This window comes from Planococcus sp. TJ-301 (assembly GCF_058268475.1).
Genome location: NZ_JBZDOH010000001.1, coordinates 132,890 through 150,661, shown reverse-complemented (window position 1 = coordinate 150,661; position 17,772 = coordinate 132,890). Strand labels below are relative to the sequence as shown.

General features: G+C 45.8%; 19 protein-coding genes and 2 other annotated features. Of the genes, 2 read left to right on the top strand and 17 right to left on the bottom strand.

Annotation, left to right across the window (positions count from 1 at the left end):
• The first annotated feature begins 35 nt into the window (after positions 1 to 35).
• Positions 36 to 965, top strand: coding sequence for a ribonuclease HIII (gene rnhC, locus AC4EHJ_RS00795; RefSeq protein WP_490973705.1), 930 nt, complete (start codon positions 36 to 38; stop codon positions 963 to 965).
• Positions 966 to 1,149: 184 nt separating this feature from the next.
• On the opposite strand, the gene AC4EHJ_RS00790 is transcribed toward rnhC, so the two are convergent.
• The 12 genes from AC4EHJ_RS00790 to AC4EHJ_RS00735 all read right to left on the bottom strand — a co-directional run bounded on the left by AC4EHJ_RS00790 (position 1,150) and on the right by AC4EHJ_RS00735 (position 12,825).
• A complete protein-coding gene (locus tag AC4EHJ_RS00790) occupies positions 1,150 to 2,619 on the bottom strand; it encodes a hypothetical protein (protein WP_490973704.1) in 1,470 nt (489 codons plus the stop codon).
• The gene (locus AC4EHJ_RS00785) at positions 2,616 to 3,095 is read right to left on the bottom strand and encodes a prepilin-type N-terminal cleavage/methylation domain-containing protein (protein WP_490973703.1); all 480 of its coding nucleotides are present in this window, start codon (positions 3,093 to 3,095) and stop codon (positions 2,616 to 2,618) included. The genes AC4EHJ_RS00790 and AC4EHJ_RS00785 overlap by 4 nt, the downstream gene beginning before the upstream one ends.
• Before the next feature lie 4 nt (positions 3,096 to 3,099).
• On the bottom strand, positions 3,100 to 3,561 hold the full coding sequence (locus AC4EHJ_RS00780; protein ID WP_490975593.1) for a type IV pilus modification PilV family protein: 462 nt from the start codon (positions 3,559 to 3,561) through the stop codon (positions 3,100 to 3,102).
• Positions 3,562 to 3,780: 219 nt separating this feature from the next.
• Entirely contained in the window at positions 3,781 to 6,180 is a 2,400-nt protein-coding gene (pheT, locus tag AC4EHJ_RS00775; protein WP_490973702.1) for a phenylalanine--tRNA ligase subunit beta, read from the bottom strand.
• A gap of 15 nt (positions 6,181 to 6,195) precedes the next feature.
• Positions 6,196 to 7,233 carry a phenylalanine--tRNA ligase subunit alpha gene (pheS, locus tag AC4EHJ_RS00770; RefSeq protein ID WP_490973701.1) on the bottom strand — a complete coding sequence of 346 codons (1,038 nt, stop codon included), beginning with the start codon at positions 7,231 to 7,233 and terminating at the stop codon, positions 6,196 to 6,198.
• Positions 7,234 to 7,271: 38 nt separating this feature from the next.
• Positions 7,272 to 7,499: a binding site (T-box leader), on the bottom strand.
• Positions 7,500 to 7,543: 44 nt separating this feature from the next.
• Entirely contained in the window at positions 7,544 to 8,311 is a 768-nt protein-coding gene (locus AC4EHJ_RS00765; protein ID WP_490973700.1) for a TrmH family RNA methyltransferase, read from the bottom strand.
• Positions 8,312 to 8,585: 274 nt separating this feature from the next.
• Positions 8,586 to 9,026 (bottom strand): small multi-drug export protein, encoded by a 441-nt coding sequence (locus AC4EHJ_RS00760; protein WP_490975592.1) that lies wholly within the window; start codon positions 9,024 to 9,026, stop codon positions 8,586 to 8,588.
• Positions 9,026 to 9,526 carry a hypothetical protein gene (locus AC4EHJ_RS00755; protein ID WP_490973699.1) on the bottom strand — a complete coding sequence of 167 codons (501 nt, stop codon included), beginning with the start codon at positions 9,524 to 9,526 and terminating at the stop codon, positions 9,026 to 9,028. Before AC4EHJ_RS00755 ends, AC4EHJ_RS00760 begins: the two co-directional genes overlap by 1 nt.
• Positions 9,516 to 9,731 carry a helix-turn-helix transcriptional regulator gene (locus AC4EHJ_RS00750; protein ID WP_490973698.1) on the bottom strand — a complete coding sequence of 72 codons (216 nt, stop codon included), beginning with the start codon at positions 9,729 to 9,731 and terminating at the stop codon, positions 9,516 to 9,518. Before AC4EHJ_RS00750 ends, AC4EHJ_RS00755 begins: the two co-directional genes overlap by 11 nt.
• 335 nt (positions 9,732 to 10,066) lie before the next feature.
• Entirely contained in the window at positions 10,067 to 11,029 is a 963-nt protein-coding gene (locus AC4EHJ_RS00745) for a nuclease-related domain-containing protein (protein ID WP_490973697.1), read from the bottom strand.
• Positions 11,030 to 11,180: 151 nt separating this feature from the next.
• On the bottom strand, positions 11,181 to 12,269 hold the full coding sequence (locus AC4EHJ_RS00740) for a M42 family metallopeptidase (protein ID WP_490973696.1): 1,089 nt from the start codon (positions 12,267 to 12,269) through the stop codon (positions 11,181 to 11,183).
• A gap of 70 nt (positions 12,270 to 12,339) precedes the next feature.
• A complete protein-coding gene (locus tag AC4EHJ_RS00735) occupies positions 12,340 to 12,825 on the bottom strand; it encodes a dUTP diphosphatase (protein ID WP_490973695.1) in 486 nt (161 codons plus the stop codon).
• A 90-nt stretch (positions 12,826 to 12,915) separates the two neighbouring features.
• Between AC4EHJ_RS00735 and AC4EHJ_RS00730 the strand changes: the two genes are divergently transcribed.
• The gene (locus tag AC4EHJ_RS00730; protein ID WP_490973694.1) at positions 12,916 to 13,302 is read left to right on the top strand and encodes a sigma-w pathway protein ysdB; all 387 of its coding nucleotides are present in this window, start codon (positions 12,916 to 12,918) and stop codon (positions 13,300 to 13,302) included.
• Between the two features lie 9 nt (positions 13,303 to 13,311).
• On the opposite strand, the gene AC4EHJ_RS00725 is transcribed toward AC4EHJ_RS00730, so the two are convergent.
• From AC4EHJ_RS00725 to thrS, 5 genes are all read right to left on the bottom strand, one after another.
• Positions 13,312 to 13,584: a DUF1294 domain-containing protein gene (locus AC4EHJ_RS00725; protein WP_490973693.1), complete on the bottom strand. Its 273-nt coding sequence runs from the start codon at positions 13,582 to 13,584 to the stop codon at positions 13,312 to 13,314.
• 72 nt (positions 13,585 to 13,656) lie between these two features.
• A complete protein-coding gene (rplT, locus tag AC4EHJ_RS00720; RefSeq protein WP_135500315.1) occupies positions 13,657 to 14,016 on the bottom strand; it encodes a 50S ribosomal protein L20 in 360 nt (119 codons plus the stop codon).
• Positions 14,017 to 14,189: 173 nt separating this feature from the next.
• Complete coding sequence (gene rpmI / locus AC4EHJ_RS00715) at positions 14,190 to 14,390, bottom strand: 50S ribosomal protein L35 (protein WP_006831131.1); 201 nt, start codon at positions 14,388 to 14,390, stop codon at positions 14,190 to 14,192.
• 27 nt (positions 14,391 to 14,417) lie between these two features.
• A complete protein-coding gene (gene infC, locus AC4EHJ_RS00710; protein ID WP_490975591.1) occupies positions 14,418 to 14,924 on the bottom strand; it encodes a translation initiation factor IF-3 in 507 nt (168 codons plus the stop codon).
• 84 nt (positions 14,925 to 15,008) lie between these two features.
• Positions 15,009 to 15,144 (bottom strand) — a sequence feature (ribosomal protein L20 leader region).
• A 58-nt stretch (positions 15,145 to 15,202) separates the two neighbouring features.
• Positions 15,203 to 17,131 (bottom strand): threonine--tRNA ligase, encoded by a 1,929-nt coding sequence (thrS, locus tag AC4EHJ_RS00705; protein ID WP_490973692.1) that lies wholly within the window; start codon positions 17,129 to 17,131, stop codon positions 15,203 to 15,205.
• Between the last annotated feature and the right edge of the window lie 641 nt (positions 17,132 to 17,772).

Below are 17,772 nucleotides of genomic sequence, written 5' to 3'. Positions count from 1 at the left end.
ACTAGAATGTGAATTATTAGAAAGGGGACTCTCCAATGTCCAACACCGTGTTGAAACTTCCTGAGGAAAGCCTCCTCCAAATCATCAAGCATTATGAAAACCGCAAAACCGCTGCTAAGGTGCAGTATGTGCGCTTTACGGCGAAACTTTCCGATACCGTCATCACAGTTTACACCTCCGGCAAAGTGATGTTCCAAGGTGCAGGCGCAGAGCGCGAAGCATCAAAATGGGGATCCGCTTCTGCCTCAGCAGCCAAAACTTCTTCCGCTAAAGGCGACGAATTGCCCTCTGGTTTTGCCTCCAAATCCGTACTGGGTTCCGACGAAACCGGCACCGGAGATTTTTTCGGGCCGATCACCGTCGCCGCTTGTTTTGTCCCAAGTGAAGGAGTAGCTCTTGCGCATGAGCTCGGGGTCAAAGATTCTAAATTGCTGACGGACGATTACATGCGCAAAATCGCACCGGATTTGAAAGAAGCTTTTGTCCATAGCGTATTGACACTGAAAAATGATAAATACAATGCTGTGCAAAGCAAAGGCTGGTCGCAAGGAAAAATTAAGGCGCTTCTCCATAACCAAGCGCTGAAACATGTGCTCGGAAAAATCACACCTGTAAAACCCGACGCCATCCTCATTGACCAATTCGCTGAACGTGGCATTTATTACAGGCACATCAAAGATGAGCCCGAGATTGTCCGGGAAAATGTCCTGTTCTCGACTAAAGCGGAAGGCCTGCACGTGTCAGTCGCCTGCGCTTCCATCATCGCCCGTGTTGCCTTTTTGGAAGAAATGGACGCGCTCAGCCAAAAAGCCGGAGTGACCTTGCCAAAAGGTGCAGGTAAAATCGTCGATGAAGCCGCAGCGAAAATTTTGCTGAAGCACGGAGATCCTTTTTTGCAGTCTCTGACGAAAGCCCATTTTGCGAATACGAAAAAAGCCAAGGATCTTGCAGCGAAAAGACGGTAGTCACCAACTTTTACTTATATCAAAGCTTAGGGAGAGATTCCTTGAGCTTTTTTATTTTGTTTCTAATTTTGCGAACATTCTTATATTAACATATCTTTGATGAAAAGAAAGTCTATTTTAAGTATTTAGTACTAATAAATTTACAAATAAAAAAACGGAATCTGGGATTCCGTTTTCAACATATTTAATATTTTACATCCATATCCAAGTCCCATTCCAAATCCGAGATTTGTAGTGGAAGACCGAATATTTCAACCCCTTCTACATTATAATTGACGCCTATCCCACAATTTTCCAAATATTTTGCCGGATCATTGAAATAAACCACTTTAGCTGTAGTAGGCAGTACGGTTGCAGGACCAGTTTTTGAGTAAAGATAAATCTTGCCTGTACCTCTTACAGATAAACCATCACCCACATTCCCTGTCGCTTCGTTCATGTTTATAGTCGTAAATAAATTTGATGGCGATGGCGTTATTCCATCCAAGTTCACACATAGTTTTGAACCGTCATTGATTGTCACTTTTTTAGCCTCAAACACACTTTTCTCAATATTGCCTATATTGATGATTGTATTGCTTTTAATATCTTGACCAGTATTGAAAGTAATTAGCTCAGCAACAAAGAAGTTATTAACAGTTTTTTGGTTGAGATTCTGAATCGATAATACCCCTTTATAATATAGCGTCGTATCAATTAACGAGTTTATATTTGGAATAGTCGCAACAGAGCCGCTGGCACCAAGTATCGGAATATTATAGCCATTCGTTTTGTTTAACTGGCTATCAAAGTTAGTTGCTTTGATGTAGAAAGAGCCGTCAACATTGGCAGCTCTTAAGGCCTTCAAGTACTCTTCGCCTATCACACCTGCATATTCACAAGGAGCCATCTCCTTTGTAATATTACCGATTGCCGGACAGGCCGCTAATGGTTTATCCAGTAATTGTGGGAAAAAATTTGTCACTACAGTGATTTTTTCCTTCCATGGCACCTCTACTTGCGATACCGCTTCCTCGTTAAAGAAAGGAACTTCCGGAAAATTCAATTCTGTTGATAATAATTTTGATTTTAACACCGTTTTCGTTGCAACAGGCACTTGAGCGGCTTCGCTTTTTTCTCCGGTTACTTCCATTTTAAGTTTTATCGACTTGTCAGTAGCAGTCATAGGCAGGAGTGAGATGCTTGTTAGCTCATGTGACAAAGTACCGCTGATTTCCACTTCATTTTTGTTAACCAAGTTCAGTTGATTTTGCATTTCATTGAAAAATTCAGTTTTTAGCTCTTCATCAAACTTGTCGATGTTACATTTGATCCAGTCTTGCATCAAAGGTTTGCTTGCTTTCAAGCAGGTAGTATTCAAATTCGTATGATTCGGGTACTTATTCACTTCAGCTTCAAGTGCTTTCTTCTTAAGCAATGCCGATGCATTTACTTTGGCATAAGTCTTTGCAAAAGCATTCTCAGCTTCTTTCGAGTAATTCTCTACTCCCATTTCCGCTGCGGAAACTGCTAAGTTTCCTTGATCCACTGTCTGCTCCTGCGTTGCATGGCTTAAAGAAGCTTGAACAAAGACTGCTGACATCCCCATAAATAAAACAATCAATAAAAGTGCAATGATTAATGTATATCCGCTTTCTTCTTTAAGCTTGTTCATGGTCCACAGGCCCCTTCGGTCTTTATTCGTGAAATGGTCGAATTCAAAACAACTTCTCTCGTTCCACTCTCCACAATAAGTTCCAATTTCAAATCGCATTTCTTGGGATTTCCAAGAAACCCATTCGTATTTATTTTGTACTCGTATAAATTATCGGTTACTGCTTCAACTGCCAGTTCTTCGGAACAAGGGACTGCTGTTCCGGTTTTATACGCTACAAAGAACAGTTTCCTTCCTGTTACTTTCAGGTTATAACATTCCCCACTCCGGTGTTTAGCGCTAATTTTAGCTATTACCAAATTCGCTTCTTGCTGCATCCTGAGTGTGTCGGAAGCTGAAACATTATGTTTGGCGCCGATTGAAAAAGATGTCATTAAAATTCCCATTACTAACGAGGCAAGCAAAAGTGCAGCGATAAGTTCGAGCAGTGTTACGCCTCTTTCATTATTTATCAACTTAAAGCCGATTTTCCTCACCCCTTCAATTCACTTCAATATAAGCAAATGTTTCACTATTAAATGCCTGTCCGGTCTTCACTGTCAAATGAACCTGATAAAGCTTCCCTAACGCAGCCTCGCCGGTGAACTTAGGCGCATCATAAAAACGCAATTCATACCTGTAGGTTCCATTGGTTTTCTCAAAATAATGGATTGTTCCTCCACCTGGAGCTGTTTCATTTAAAGCGGTGTTTGAGGTATAAGCCATTAATGGATCCGCTACGAACTTTTGTCGTATTTCATTTGGAGCACCGGTGAAGGTCATCGCTTTCATTTCACTAATTTCCTGCCTCGCCAAATTCATCGTGTCTAATTTGGTATAGGTCTTTTCATTAAATAATGACATCTGAGGAAAAATGGACATGACGCCTACAAAGACGATTCCAATGAGTGCCAGTGTCGCCAATATTTCCACCAAAGTTAAGCCTTTATTGTTTAGAAGCATGCTCTTCACTTCTTCTCATCTCCCATAAAACATTATTCTTCCTTTATCTTAGTACTTTCTACCGCTAAAATATTGCTCATGAATATATATTATCACACCAAAAAAATAAAAATAGATACTTTTAACTAATTATATGAATTATTTTCCTTTTTTTAACTAAAGTAAAAAAAGCGAAGCCATAATGGCTTCGCTTTTTGATAGATCTAACTAGCTGATTTATTAACTGCGCAGTTCCGCTCCTGCATCTTTTAATGCCGCCAGAACTTTTTCGTGCACACGCGTCACTTCTTCGTCGGTCAATGTTTTCTCTGGATCGAAGTAGGTCAATGAGAATGCCACTGATTTTTTGCCCTCATCCATTTTATCGCCTTCGTATAAGTCGAAGACGCGGACTTGTTTCAACAACTTGCCGCCTGCGTTACGGATCGTATTTTCAATCGACCCCGCTTCGACAATTTTCGAAAGCACCAATGCGACGTCGCGGGAAATCGACGGATAACGCGGAACCGGCGTGTAGATTAACGCTTCGGGTTCTGCATTCAATAACACCGCCAAGTTCATTTCCAACACGATTGTCTCTTTCAAGTCGCGCGCTGTCTGTTCAGACGGGTGCAATTGGCCGATGACGCCGATGCGGTTGCCATCCTTGATGATGTACGCAGTACGTCCCGGATGCAAGCCGTCCATTTGGCCGCGCTCAAAGTCGAGTGCAATGCCAAGTTTCGCAGCGAGTCCTTCTACGATGCCTTTCAGAACGAAGAAATCTACTGATTTTTTCTCACCCTGCCAGCCATTGTCCAACCATAAGCCAGTCATGGCGACTGCCAAATGCTCTTCCTCATCCAATAATTCGCCATCTGTCTTCAAGAAGACGGCACCCGTTTCATATAAAGCGACCGAATCGCTGCGGCGTGCCGTATTGAACGATACCGATTCCAAAAGGTGCGGCAACAGGCTTTGGCGCAGCGTGCTGCGTTCTTCGCTCATTGGCATCAACAGGCGGGTCGTTTCAGTTTTCACTAAAGCGAATTGCTGCGCCGATTTACTGGAAGTCAACGAATACGTAATCGCCTGCAAAAGGCCTGCCCCTTCCAAATAATTGCGGACGATGCGGCGCTTATGCTGATACGGCGTCAAGCCGCCTGGCGTCGTTTCCATCTCCGGCAATGTAGTCGGGATTTCATCGTAGCCGTGCAAACGCGCAATTTCTTCCACGACATCTTCTTCGATTTGGATGTCTTGGCGGCGCGTGGGCACTGAAATGACCAATTGGCCGTTGATCGCTTCCGTATTGAATTTCAAGCGTTTCAAAATGCGCATCATTTCTTCAAATGAAATCTTCATCCCTAAACGTGCATTGATGAAGTCCGGCGATACTGTGACGATTTTCTCTTCTTTATCCAATGCGTCGAAAATGACCGAACCGGCCAATACTTCTCCGCCCGCAAGCTCAGCGATCAAACTTGCTGCACGTTCCGCAGCCGGGATGACGCGGTTCGGATCGACGCCTTTTTCGTAGCGTGAACTTGCGTCGCTGCGCAAGTTATGGTCTTTCGATGTCTGGCGGATCGAGCCGGATTCAAAATAAGCGGATTCGATGACAATCGTTGTCGTCGATGCGCTGACTTCCGAGTTTGCACCACCCATAACGCCCGCAAGCGCCACCGGTTCTTCACCGTTCGTAATGACCAAGTTATGTGCGGACAGCTTGCGCTCCGCGTTGTCCAGTGTCGTGATCATTTCGCCTTCTTTGGCTTGGCGAACTGTGATCGTGCCGGTTTTCAACGAATCGTAATCGAACGCGTGAAGCGGCTGCCCGTATTCCATCAAGACGTAATTGGTGACATCGACGATATTGTTATGCGGGCGCACCCCAGCTGCCATCAAGCGCTGCTGGAGCCACATCGGTGACTCTTTCACTTCGATGTTGCGGATGACTTTTGCTACATACAATGGATTCGCTTCCGGTGCATCGATGTTCAGCGTCAACAGCGAGCTTGCCGGCTCGGCAGCTTCGGTATAGCTGATTTCAGGCAATTTCACTTCTTCCGATAAAATGGCACCGACTTCATATGCGACGCCAATCATGCTCATCGCATCCGCCCGGTTAGGCGTCAGCCCCAATTCCAAAACAGTGTCGTTTAAATCGAAATTCGTGATGACGTCGCTTCCCGTTTCAGCCTCTTCCGGCAATACGTAAATGCCTTCCGCGTAAGCTTTAGGCACCAATTTGCTTTCGATGCCAAGTTCCTGGAGCGAGCAGATCATGCCGTTCGATTCTTCTCCGCGCAATTTCGCTTTTTTGATTTTGATGTCGCCTGGCAATGTTGCGCCGGGGCGTGCCACAATGACTTTCTGGCCGGCAGCGATGTTCGGTGCGCCGCAGATGATCTGGTCCGTTTCTCCGCCGACATCAACTTGGCAGATCGACAGCTTGTCCGCTTCCGGATGTTTTACGCATTCCTTCACGTAGCCGACAACAACATTGGTCATGCCGTGTGAACGGTCGATCACCGCATCAACTTCGATGCCGGATCGCGTGATTTTTTCGCCAAGGTCGGCTGGTGCCAAACCTTGTGTATCTACGTACTCTTGGAGCCATTTAATGGATACTAACATAGTTGATTTTCCTCCTTATACTTCAGTGCGTTGGAATTGGGATAAAAAGCGGACGTCATTCGTATAGAAATGGCGGATGTCTTCCACGCCATATTTCAGCATTGCGATGCGTTCCGGCCCCATGCCGAATGCGAATCCAGTCAAACGCTTGGAATCATAGCCGGCCATTTCAAGGACGTTCGGATGCACCATACCGGCACCCAGAATTTCAAGCCAACCGGTTTTTTTGCAGACGTTGCAGCCGCTTCCGCCGCATTTGAAGCATGAGATATCCATTTCAACAGACGGTTCCGTGAACGGGAAGAAACTTGGGCGCAGGCGGATTTCCCGCTCATCGCCGAACATTTTCTTCGCGAATACAGATAAAGTTCCTTTTAAATCACTCATACGGATATCTTCGCCGATGACAAGGCCTTCAATTTGCGTGAATTGGTGGGAATGCGTCGCATCGTCATTGTCGCGGCGGTACACTTTACCTGGACAAATGATTTTGATCGGCTCTCCGCCTTTTGCTTCCATTGTACGCGCCTGGACCGGAGAGGTATGCGTACGCAACAGGATGTCCTCAGTTATATAGAAGGAATCCTGCATATCACGCGCAGGGTGGCCTTTTGGCAAGTTCAGCGCTTCGAAGTTGTAATAATCCTTTTCCACTTCCGGGCCTTCCGCAATTTCATAGCCCATCGAGATGAACAAGTCTTCAATTTCCTCGACGACACGCGTCAGCGGATGCGCATTTCCAGTTTGCACCGGACGGCCTGGCAAGGTCACATCGATCGTTTCGCTTTGCAGTTTTTCGTTGATCGCCTGTTCTTCAAGAAGAGCCATGCGCTCTTCAAGAGACGCCGTCACTTCTTCGCGGACGACATTCACAAATGCGCCCATTTTCGGACGTTCTTCGGCAGGCAGTTTCCCCATGCCTTTCAATAAGTCCGTAATCGGCCCTTTTTTACCGAGATACGCCACGCGGACGCCGTTCAACTCTTTAACGTTTTCTGAAGCTGCGATTTTTTCCAACGCTTCTGTTTTCAATGCATGCAATTGTGCTTCCATTTTTTCTCCTCCTCTAAACATAGAAAAGCCCCGTCCCAAAAAGGGACGAGGCATTATTCGCGGTACCACCCTAGTTAATGCGCAAGCGCAATCACTCATTTACATAACGGCTCTTCACCGGCCCGACTTTACAGCATTCCTGCTGGTCCCGTCTGGCAGCTCGCGGGGTGAACTTCTGCGGCCCATGCATATCCACACTTTCAGTCAAGGTGTGGAATCCCTTCGATGCAATATGGCAACATACTTTTCCCGGTCGATGCTTTTGTTTATTTATTCATTTATTATACGAAACTTATGCTTCTTTATCAAATTAGTTTTTCGGAACCAAGCTATACAGCAAAATGCCGGCCGCCACTGCAACGTTCAGGGATTCAGCCGCGCCGTAAATCGGCACCACCAAATTCTCATCTGTCTGCTGCAATAAAACCGGATCCACTCCGCTGCCTTCATTGCCGACCATCAACGCGAACTTGTCCTGCGACTGTGCTTCGTGGACGGGCGTTGCATGGAGCAGTGCCGTGCCGAAAACCCGGACGCCCAGCTCTTTCAAAGCCGGAATCCATTCGGACAACTCACCTTTAACAACCGGAATCTGGAAATTCGATCCTTGCGCCGAACGTACCGTTTTCGGGTTGTACGGATCAGCCGAACCTTTCCCAAGAACGACTGCGTCAATGCCGCTCGCTGCAGCCGTACGGATCATCGTGCCGACGTTGCCCGGATCTTGTACTGCGTCAATCAGCAATACCTTCGTCCATGAGCGCTGTTGGTCTTCGCTGAATTCTGGCTGCGCGCAATGGGCGAAAATGCCTTGCGAATGCTCCGTCTCCGAAATCTCTTTCGCAACCGCAGCGGTCACGGAATATTGCGGGACATCCGAAATGTCCCAGGCTTCTGGTATGTCGACGCCTTCACGGACAATCACCGACTTGATCAAACTTTTCTTTTTCAACGCCTCTTCTGTCAAATGAAATCCTTCAACTAGGAATTCCTCAAACTTATCGCGTTCTTTCCGCGTCGTCCCAAGCTTTTTCCAATGCTTCACAAGAGAGTTCTGCACCGATTCAATTCTCTTCATATCGTTCACGCCTTTTTATCTAGAATAGCTCAAGTATAGCATATCGAAAAGCGCATGCGCCCGTGTAGATTCAACGGGCATAAGACGAACTGGCGAAGTGGCATGTTCTCAGCCGCACAGCCAGCACGGCTTATGACCCCGAGAATCTGGGCGCTGGAGGGCTTGGGATGAATAGTGCTTTCCCCATTCAGGCTAAGACCGAAGCGACCTCGAGGGCCTAGGCACCGAAGCTGGACATTATCGAAAAGCGCATGCGCCCGTGTAGATTTTCGGCTTACGACGTGAACAAGTCGAACCCCAATGCTGTACCGAGCCCGAAAATCAGCGTCCATAATCCGATGCTCACTGTCAGCCAAATGGTCGTATTGCGTTTGGTTGCACCGAGCGTCATGCCAACGAATGCAGCGATGTGCGTGCCGATCAAAATCGGCCCCAGCAGTGCGAGGCCGGGAAGACCGTATTTGTTCATAATGTTTTTCGCACGCTCGCTTTTTTTCGAAGGCGTCTTGCCTTTTGCCTCTTGGCGCTTTTGATGCCATTCTTTAAATTTATCAAAACCGATGATGAGTGCCAGCACCGTCAGCAAATTCCCCACGAACGCCAGCACCATCACCCAAAACGGCGAAAGTCCCCAAACAACGCCTAGCGGAATGACCAATGCGATTTCCATCCACGGAATCGCCGCTCCCAGAAACACCAAGAAATATTCGTACATCATTCAATTTCCTCCTTCAAATGCTTTCGAACTTCGCTGAAATAAATCCAGTATTGGCCGAGCGCGATCAGCAGGATTCCAAAAATGATGTGAATTCTCGGCAATGACAGGGCAATCGCAAAACCTGCGAGAGCCGGCAAGCTCCATGTGATGAACGTGTAGACCTTTTGTGCTGCTTTCCGGGTGATGTAAGTCATGCCTTCATCTTGTTCCAAATACTCTGGCGGACGGATGGAGAACGGAGAAATCCGCTGTGCAGGATTTCTTTTATTATGCTTTTTGAGTTGGAGCAAGAAAATTGTCAGCATGATAGCGTAAATCACGATTGAACCAACTGCGAAAATCGTTCCGACAGGACCTAAGCTAATAACAATGCTTTGTTCAGTTTCAGTATTGATTATCTTGGTAAATGGCGAACTAAGGCCGTAAGCCAATAACCCCAATACTACGATAAAACCCATCATCCACAATGGATATTGCAAGCGAAAATCATTTTTCATCCTTTTCATCCCCCTCCAGCCAAAATAATTCATCCACATTCGTCTTCAGCGCTTTCGCGAGTTTTAATGCCAGCGTAATAGACGGCGAAAACTCCCCTTTTTCAATAAAGGCAATCGTCTGCCGCGTGACATCCACTTGCTTGCCCAGATCACTTTGCGTAAAGCCGTAGCGCGCACGCAGTTCCCTGACCCGATTGTTCAACATCCGCATCGCCCTTTCTTTCATTTTATGTTTGGTTTATATTACATAATGTACATTATACTTAACATTAAGTAAAGTATTATTTACATATTTCTTTTCGGACCGCTGCAAGATGCGGCGCCGGCATTTAAAAAGCCTTCCGCTGTATGCGGAAGGCTTAGGGTTTTGTAATTAATAAATGTGTAAATATGCTTTTATAAACGAAATTCCTATTTTGTTTGCTGAATAATAGATTTGTTTGCGGAATATCACCATTTCTTTGCAGAATAATGGATTTGTTTGCGGAATAGTGAATTTGTTTGCAGAATCCGAAAATCCTTTCGAATTAAACAAATTTTTCACTCTTTCTGCTTTAATTTATAAGTACGGTTTTTTAATGCACCTGAAATTTCTAAGTCGAAATTCGCTAATAATCGTGAAGCTGTGTATGGAGATTCTAAATTACAAAACCTCCTTAGTCTTTTGTTGTCCAATTCATTATCAATTAGTGAAAAGTATTCTTGAACGGCACTGTGTATTGCCACGTCATCCCGCTTGTTGCATTTATTGCATATCCATCCAGCTTTGTGCTTTCGCATTATACTATTCTTCTTACAGTTCATACATAGGATTCCATTAATCAAGTCGGTTACGTCAATAAAGTATTGCTGGCACAGCGGATTACGTTTATAAGGAGTTTGGTGGTGTTGAAGTAACTTATCAATATTTGATAAATCCTGTCGAGTGAATTTTTCGGGGAAATTCTGAAGTATGTTGAATAGGTAGTCATTCATTTGGTAGGTTTTGCAGACATAGTTATTTTTCGGCTTCGAAAGAAACTCACATTGTTTAGAAGTAAAAACAACAAGACCATTTAACGGCAAATCTATACCATGGTACTTTAAATATTTTCCCATAAATCGCATATGCTTGTTCAACTGAATTGTCGGATCTTCCATAACCGTCTTAACGCCTTCTAAATTAATCCTGGAAAACTCGCCTGTTTCTTCAATGAATTGAAGTTTGCCGCTGATGTTTTTTGATTCAATGACTATCGCTCCTCTCTCGGTCAGCAACAAGCCATCAATCTGCACTTTCCATTCACCAATCGACAAGTGGATGTTTCTTAAAAATTGATATTTTTCATCCAAGTCAAATTCAACAAATTTCCTCGTTAAACGATTTTCTCCTCTTATTCCTGCAGATCTTCTGTAAAGCTCCACCTCCAGAAATTTTCGCTGCGGATGAGATTCTGGCAATCGAAATAACAACCTCTCCAACGATTCAGTTTCCGTAAGCAAGCTTATCTCTTTTTTTGGCATATAAAACCTCCTTGTTGATTTATTGAAGTATAGCATTAAGATTTCTCGATCGTCTTCTAAAAAATTAAGAATGGTTCATGTCAATTACTGTACCCGCAGTTTACAAACAAAAACCCCTCGCCAACCGGCAAGGGGCCATACTATCGGACAATCACTCAAACGTAATGCGCGCAACTGTGTCTTTATCCAATTTCTTGATGACTTCAATGATTAGTTTTACAGCGTTTTCGTAATCGTCACGGTGCAGGATACCTGCGTGCGAGTGGATATAGCGTGTTGCTACGCCGATAGATAACGATGGTACGCCGTTAGCCGTCAAATGGATTGATCCGGCGTCAGTTCCACCGCCTGCAATTGTTTCGAACTGGTACGGGATGCCTGCTTCTTCAGCCGTATCAACAACCAGTTCGCGTAAACCGCGGTGCGATACCATGGAAGCGTCAAACAGCAAAATCTGAGGGCCTGCACCCATTTTGCTTGTCGATTCTTTTTCAGTGATTCCAGGCGTATCGCCTGCAATGCCGACGTCCACCGCAAAACCGATGTCCGGCTGGATTTTAGAAGCAGCAGTACGCGCCCCGCGCAAGCCAACTTCTTCTTGAACTGTGCCCACTCCGTAAACGATGTTCGGGTGGTCAACGCCTTTCAAGCCTTTCAATACATCAATTGCGATTGCGCAGCCAATGCGGTTGTCCCAAGCTTTTGCCAATAACAATTTCTCGTTGGTCATCACTGAGAATTCGAAATACGGCGTGACCATGTCTCCTGGTGTTACGCCCCACTCTTTCGCTTCATCGCGTGACGATGCACCGATGTCGATGAACATGTCAGTAATTTCAACTGGCTTTTTGCGCGCTTCCGGAGTCAGGATATGCGGCGGCTTTGAGCCGATGACTCCTGTGATTTCTTTGCCGCTGCGTGTTGTGATTGTGACGCGCTGTGCCAGCATAACTTGCGACCACCAGCCGCCAACAGTTTGGAACTTCAAGAAGCCTTTGTCATCGATTTTGGAAATCATGAACCCGACTTCGTCCAAATGGCCAGCTATCATGATTTTCGGTCCGTCTGCTGCGCCTTCTTTTTTCGCGATCAGGCCGCCCAATCCATCCATTTCGATGGAATCAGCATAAGGTGCTATGTATTTTTTCATGACTTCGCGCACTTGGCGCTCGTTGCCCGGTATGCCGTTTGCGTCAGTCAATTCTTTCAGCATTTCAATTGTTTCATCCATTTTGCTCATTATTTCGACCTCCTAAGTATTCGTTCATTTTCATTATAAATGAAAGCCGTTCCATTATCAAAAAATTCATTTAATAGCCTTCATGTTGGCGTTCGTAGTTGGTCTGATTCTTTGCCAGGTAGGCATCGAATATATCTTCGTAGGAAAAGCCGAGTTCTTCCGCAATCCCTCCGTACCAGCTCCACAAGTCCTGATAATTGGCCATCGAATAATCTTCAAGAAAATCCAGGATTTCGCGCTGGGTGCCGATGAATAATTCCGTCAAGTCCCTTTCACTAACGCGTTCAGGCCATTCTTCGAGCATATTCAGGTTCTTTTCAATCCCAAGCGACAGCAGGAAATGAATCGAGTCAACATACTCTTCCAGAATGACATTACGTTCTGATGGACCTTTTTGGCTCCAGAATTTGAAACAGCGAGTTTCATTTGCCAGTTCTGCCAACTCGATCAGCAGCGCGAGCCCTTTTTTCCGGAACACATCTTCGTTGATGCCTTGATTCGACTGGATAAAGCGGTCCAGTTCTTCCTGCATTTTAAATAATTTCTGCAAATTCATGCTATCACTCCTTTTTCGATAAAATCTTGAAACCATACCCTTTTCCGTTCGTATTATACAGTAGAACTCGGGGAGAGAGGGCGATTTTGCATGGCATTTTTAATTCGTTTAATTGTAATCGGCTTGATCATATACTTTTTTTACCGCTTGATCCGCTATATTCTGGACCCTAAGCGCAAAATCGATTCGGCAATCGAATCCGGCAATTATTATTTTTACGATGATGTCACTAACGTACAGAAAAATTTCTTCATTGCGATGCGCGGTGTATTATTCGAAGGGGAAAAATATTTGGGGACGACTGTGGATGCGTTTGAAGTGGTATCGATTTTCGTCTGGACCGAAAATCCGGCCAAACTGCAGGGCTTTTCGAAAGAAGATTTCAATTTTCTCGAAAAAGAAATTCACATGAATTATCCGAATGCGAGAATCGATTGGAAAAGCCCCATCGGCCAGTTGATGAATCAAATAGAGTGAATGCCGCCTTTACATGAATGTCTGGTAGCTCCAGACAAGTATTGCAGCATCGATTACGGCAAGCATGAGAAACCCGACGCGGAAATTCGTGTGCTTCGTTTTATGCCGGAAAGCCATCATGCCGGCGTAAGCGCCAATGCCCCCACCGAATATAGCTGCAGACCATAGGTTTTTTTCAGGAATCCGCTGCCCTCTGCGCTGCGCCTGTTTTTTATCGATCAACATCATGAAGAATGCCAATAGCGATAAGGCCAGGAAATAGCCTGCGATGATCAAGAACATGTTGTTTCCCCCTCTGTCATATAAAAAAGACTGGCGAAAACTCGCCAGTCTTTTCTTATGGTCTATCTTTTCTTATTTGTTCAATGCTTTTTTAGCTTGGTCAGCCAATACTGTGAAAGCAGCTGCATCAGTTACAGCGATTTCAGCAAGCATTTTGCGGTTGATGTCGATGCCGGCAACTTTAAGGCCGTTCATCAAACGGCTGTAAGAAATCTCGTTCATACGAGCAGCCGCGTTAATGCGTGTGATCCACAGTCTGCGGAAATCACGTTTCTTGTTGCGACGGTCACGGTAAGCATAGTTACCTGACTTCATCACCTGTTGGTTTGCTACTTTGAAAAGGATGTGCTTCGCACCATAATACCCTTTTGCTAATTTTATGACCTTCTTACGACGCTGGCGCGTCACTGTTCCGCCTTTTACGCGTGGCATAATTCATTACCTCCTGCTTGAATATAAAAAATTCGATTTTTTGTTCGGTTATGTCCAGACGTCAACGGCCAACTCCTAGGACTTAAGCTGTCCTTCCTGTGCGGCAAAAACCGCCTCTTCGGAAGTTCACTTTAAGCCTTTCGGAGCTGAACGGCCGTTTACGCTTCTCGTTATTACTTCATGTTGTAGATCAAAGATTTGATGCGTTTCAAGTCGCCTGAAGAAACAAGTTTCCCTTTGCGAAGTTTACGTTTTTGCTTAGTTGATTTGTTTGCAAATAAGTGGCTAGTGTGTGAGCTGTTGCGTCTTACTTTACCAGTACCCGTTTTTTTGAAACGTTTAGACGCACCGCTATGGCTTTTCATTTTCGGCATTTCGAATTCCTCCTAAACAATAATCTCTTATTCTTTTTCGTTGACTGGAGCAAGCATTAAGAACATGCTGCGACCGTCCATTTTAGGGCGTTGCTCAACCGTAGCGACTTCTTTGCATGCTTCTGCGAAGCGTTCAAGGACGCGCTGTCCGATTTCTTTGTGCGTGATCGCACGGCCTTTAAAACGAATTGAAGCTTTTACTTTGTCGCCTTTTTCAAGGAACTTGATCGCGTTGCGAAGTTTCGTATCAAAATCATGATCGTCAATAGAAGGGCTCAAACGAACTTCTTTCACGATGATCACTTTTTGGTTTTTACGAATTTCACGATCTTTTTTCTGCTGTTCGAACTTGAATTTCCCGTGGTCCATAATACGTGCGACCGGCGGTTTAGCTTGAGGAGCCACTAGAACAAGATCCAAGTTGACACGTGCAGCAATTTCAAGTGCTTCGATACGTGTTTTAATTCCGAGTTGTTCACCGTTTTGATCAATAACCCGTAACTCACGTGCACGAATACCTTCGTTTACATTAATGTCTTTGCTAATATTAATCCACCTCCGGATAGTGTCGCGAATATCTTAAATGCTCGAACCGACGATTGCCGGCTTACAGGTTCCGATGCAAAACAAAAGCGGATGGACCACAGAGGTCCACCCGCCTAATATGACAACACGCACGCGTGTAGTAGTCAATCGTGTATACCTGCCAACAATCGGTCGATCAGGTGAGAAGCGGGTGCTCCTGCTTTGCACATATAAGTATTCTATAACCTCAACTATAATATCACGCGTGTGTTGGCATGTCAACCATGTTAACGAAGTTCGCTTTTGATCAAGCTAAGGAAGTCGTCAAACGGCATGCTTTCAGACTTTTGCTCGCCATATTTGCGGACGTTCACTGAGCCATTCTCTAGTTCCTGGTCGCCAATCACTAGCATATAAGGGACTTTCTGCATCTGCGCTTCCCGGATTTTATAGCCAAGTTTTTCATCGCGCGTATCGATATCGACGCGCAAGCGGTTTAACTGAAGCTTTTCTTGTACTTGTTTTGCATACTCGCTGTGCGCGTCCAAAGAAACTGGAATCAATTCGACCTGCACCGGTGCGAGCCATGTCGGGAACGCGCCTTTGTATTCTTCGATCAAGAAAGCTACAAAGCGTTCCATCGTCGACACCACGCCGCGGTGGATGACAACTGGACGGTGTTGTTTGCCATCTTCGCCGATATAGGAAAGGTCAAAGCGTTCAGGCAATAGGAAATCCAACTGGACAGTTGATAATGTTTCTTCTTTGCCGAGTGCCGTTTTCACTTGCACATCCACTTTCGGTCCGTAGAACGCTGCTTCCCCTTCCACTTCAGTGTAAGGAAGCGCCAATTCGTCCATAGCTTCTTTCAGCATCGCTTGCGCGCGGTTCCACATTGCATCGTCGTCAAAATATTTCTCTTTGTCTGCCGGATCGCGGTAAGACAAACGGAACGAATAATCCTTGATATCAAAATCCTTATAAACTTCAATCACCAAATTGACAACGCGCTTGAACTCTTCCTTGATCTGGTCGGGACGGACAAAGATATGGGCATCGTTCAGCGTCATGCCGCGAACGCGCTGCAGGCCGGAAAGGGCGCCGGACATTTCATAGCGGTGCATAAGCCCGAGCTCCGCAATGCGGATCGGCAAGTTGCGGTATGAATGAATGCCTTGTTTGTAAATCATCATGTGGTGAGGGCAGTTCATTGGGCGAAGCACCAGGTCTTCGTTGTCCATCTTCATAACAGGGAACATATCATCCTGGTAGTGGTCCCAGTGGCCGCTTGTCTTGTAAAGCTCCACACTTCCCATTACAGGTGTGTAGACGTGATCGTAGCCAAGGCTTTCCTCTTTGTCGACGATATAGCGCTCGATGATGCGGCGGATTGTCGCACCTTTCGGCAACCACATCGGCAAGCCTTGGCCGACTTTCTGGGAGTTCATGAATAAATTCAATTCTTTTCCGATCTTGCGGTGGTCACGTTCTTTCGCTTCTTCAAGCATGGCTAAATACGCTTTCAAGTCGTCTTTTGTAAAGAAAGCAGTGCCGTAAATGCGCTGCAGCATCTTATTGTCGCTGTCGCCTCTCCAATACGCTCCGGCCACGCTCAGCAATTTGAATTCTTTCAATTTGCCAGTTGATGGCACGTGAATGCCGCGGCACAAGTCAAAGAAATCGCCCTGCTCATAGATGGAAACTTGGTCATCTTCAGGAATCGCTTCAAGAAGCTCCAATTTATACGGATCTTCAATCGCCGCAAATCGTTCTTGTGCTTCTGCACGAGTCACATCGTGGCGTATAATTTCAACGTTTTCATTGATGATTTTCTTCATTTCTTTTTCGATCACTGGCAAATCTTCTGAAGTGATTGCTGACGCTGTATCGATGTCGTAATAAAAGCCGTTTTCAATAACCGGACCCACGCCAAGCTTAGCGTCCGGATACAGCCGCTTGATCGCCTGTGCCAATAAATGCGCCGTGCTGTGGCGTAAAACTTCCAACGCTTCATCCGATTCAGGAACGATGATAGCGATGTCTCCATCTTCTTTTAAAGGCGCGCGCAAGTCGACCAATTGGCCGCCTACTTTTCCAGCCAATGCTTTTTTGCGCAATCCCGGGCTGATCGATTGTGCGATTTCTTCAGTAGTTGTGCCTCGTTCGAACTCTTTTACCGCACCGTCAGGGAATTTTAGTTGAATCATGTCTGCCATGCCAATCTCTCCTTTTTCTCTGTTGTCGCTGAAGCACCTGGATTCACAGGGTCTGAACAGGTGCTTGCGTTTCCGCTTTTCTTGTCTAGCTGCAACGGCCTGCTCCTCGGGTCTTAAGCTGCCCTTCCTTTGCGGCAAAATGCGCCGCTTCGGAAGTTCATCTTACGCCGGTCGGAGCATAACGGCCGTTTCCGCTTTTCTTGTCTAGCTGCAACGGCCTGCTCCTCGGGTCTTAAGCTGCCCTTCCTTTGCGGCAAAATGCGCCGCTTCGGAAGTTCATCTTACNGCGTTTCCGCTTTTCTTGTCTAGCTGCAACGGCCTGCTCCTCGGGTCTTAAGCTGCCCTTCCTTTGCGGCAAAATGCGCCGCTTCGGAAGTTCATCTTACGCCGGTCGGAGCATAACGGCTGTTTCCGCTTTTCTTGTCTAGCTGCAGTGCCCAACCCCTCGAGTCGCTTCAGCCTGTCCAGCGTTTGTCGGGACTAACCGGGCACTATCGCTTTTCTACTTTTCAACACAAAAAAGCCTCATCCCAAAGGGACGAAGCTCTGTTCGTGGTTCCACCCTTCTTCTATTCCGGCCAGAAAAAATTCTGTGCGGAACGAAGCTCTGCATCGGCTAACGGGCCGGTACCGTCAGCTGC

Excerpts from the sequence above, each read along its gene's own strand:
- rnhC (WP_490973705.1), top strand. The coding sequence starts at position 36 with ATGTCCAACACCGTGTTGAAACTTCCTGAGGAAAGCCTCCTCCAAATC.
- AC4EHJ_RS00790 (WP_490973704.1), bottom strand. The coding sequence starts at position 2,619 with ATGAACAAGCTTAAAGAAGAAAGCGGATATACATTAATCATTGCACTT.
- AC4EHJ_RS00780 (WP_490975593.1), bottom strand. The coding sequence starts at position 3,561 with ATGCTTCTAAACAATAAAGGCTTAACTTTGGTGGAAATATTGGCGACA.
- pheT (WP_490973702.1), bottom strand. The coding sequence starts at position 6,180 with ATGTTAGTATCCATTAAATGGCTCCAAGAGTACGTAGATACACAAGGT.
- pheS (WP_490973701.1), bottom strand. The coding sequence starts at position 7,233 with ATGGAAGCACAATTGCATGCATTGAAAACAGAAGCGTTGGAAAAAATC.
- AC4EHJ_RS00765 (WP_490973700.1), bottom strand. The coding sequence starts at position 8,311 with ATGAAGAGAATTGAATCGGTGCAGAACTCTCTTGTGAAGCATTGGAAA.
- AC4EHJ_RS00760 (WP_490975592.1), bottom strand. The coding sequence starts at position 9,026 with ATGTACGAATATTTCTTGGTGTTTCTGGGAGCGGCGATTCCGTGGATG.
- AC4EHJ_RS00755 (WP_490973699.1), bottom strand. The coding sequence starts at position 9,526 with ATGAAAAATGATTTTCGCTTGCAATATCCATTGTGGATGATGGGTTTT.
- AC4EHJ_RS00750 (WP_490973698.1), bottom strand. The coding sequence starts at position 9,731 with ATGTTGAACAATCGGGTCAGGGAACTGCGTGCGCGCTACGGCTTTACG.
- AC4EHJ_RS00745 (WP_490973697.1), bottom strand. The coding sequence starts at position 11,029 with ATGCCAAAAAAAGAGATAAGCTTGCTTACGGAAACTGAATCGTTGGAG.
- AC4EHJ_RS00740 (WP_490973696.1), bottom strand. The coding sequence starts at position 12,269 with ATGAGCAAAATGGATGAAACAATTGAAATGCTGAAAGAATTGACTGAC.
- AC4EHJ_RS00735 (WP_490973695.1), bottom strand. The coding sequence starts at position 12,825 with ATGAATTTGCAGAAATTATTTAAAATGCAGGAAGAACTGGACCGCTTT.
- AC4EHJ_RS00730 (WP_490973694.1), top strand. The coding sequence starts at position 12,916 with ATGGCATTTTTAATTCGTTTAATTGTAATCGGCTTGATCATATACTTT.
- AC4EHJ_RS00725 (WP_490973693.1), bottom strand. The coding sequence starts at position 13,584 with ATGTTCTTGATCATCGCAGGCTATTTCCTGGCCTTATCGCTATTGGCA.
- rplT (WP_135500315.1), bottom strand. The coding sequence starts at position 14,016 with ATGCCACGCGTAAAAGGCGGAACAGTGACGCGCCAGCGTCGTAAGAAG.
- rpmI (WP_006831131.1), bottom strand. The coding sequence starts at position 14,390 with ATGCCGAAAATGAAAAGCCATAGCGGTGCGTCTAAACGTTTCAAAAAA.
- thrS (WP_490973692.1), bottom strand. The coding sequence starts at position 17,131 with ATGGCAGACATGATTCAACTAAAATTCCCTGACGGTGCGGTAAAAGAG.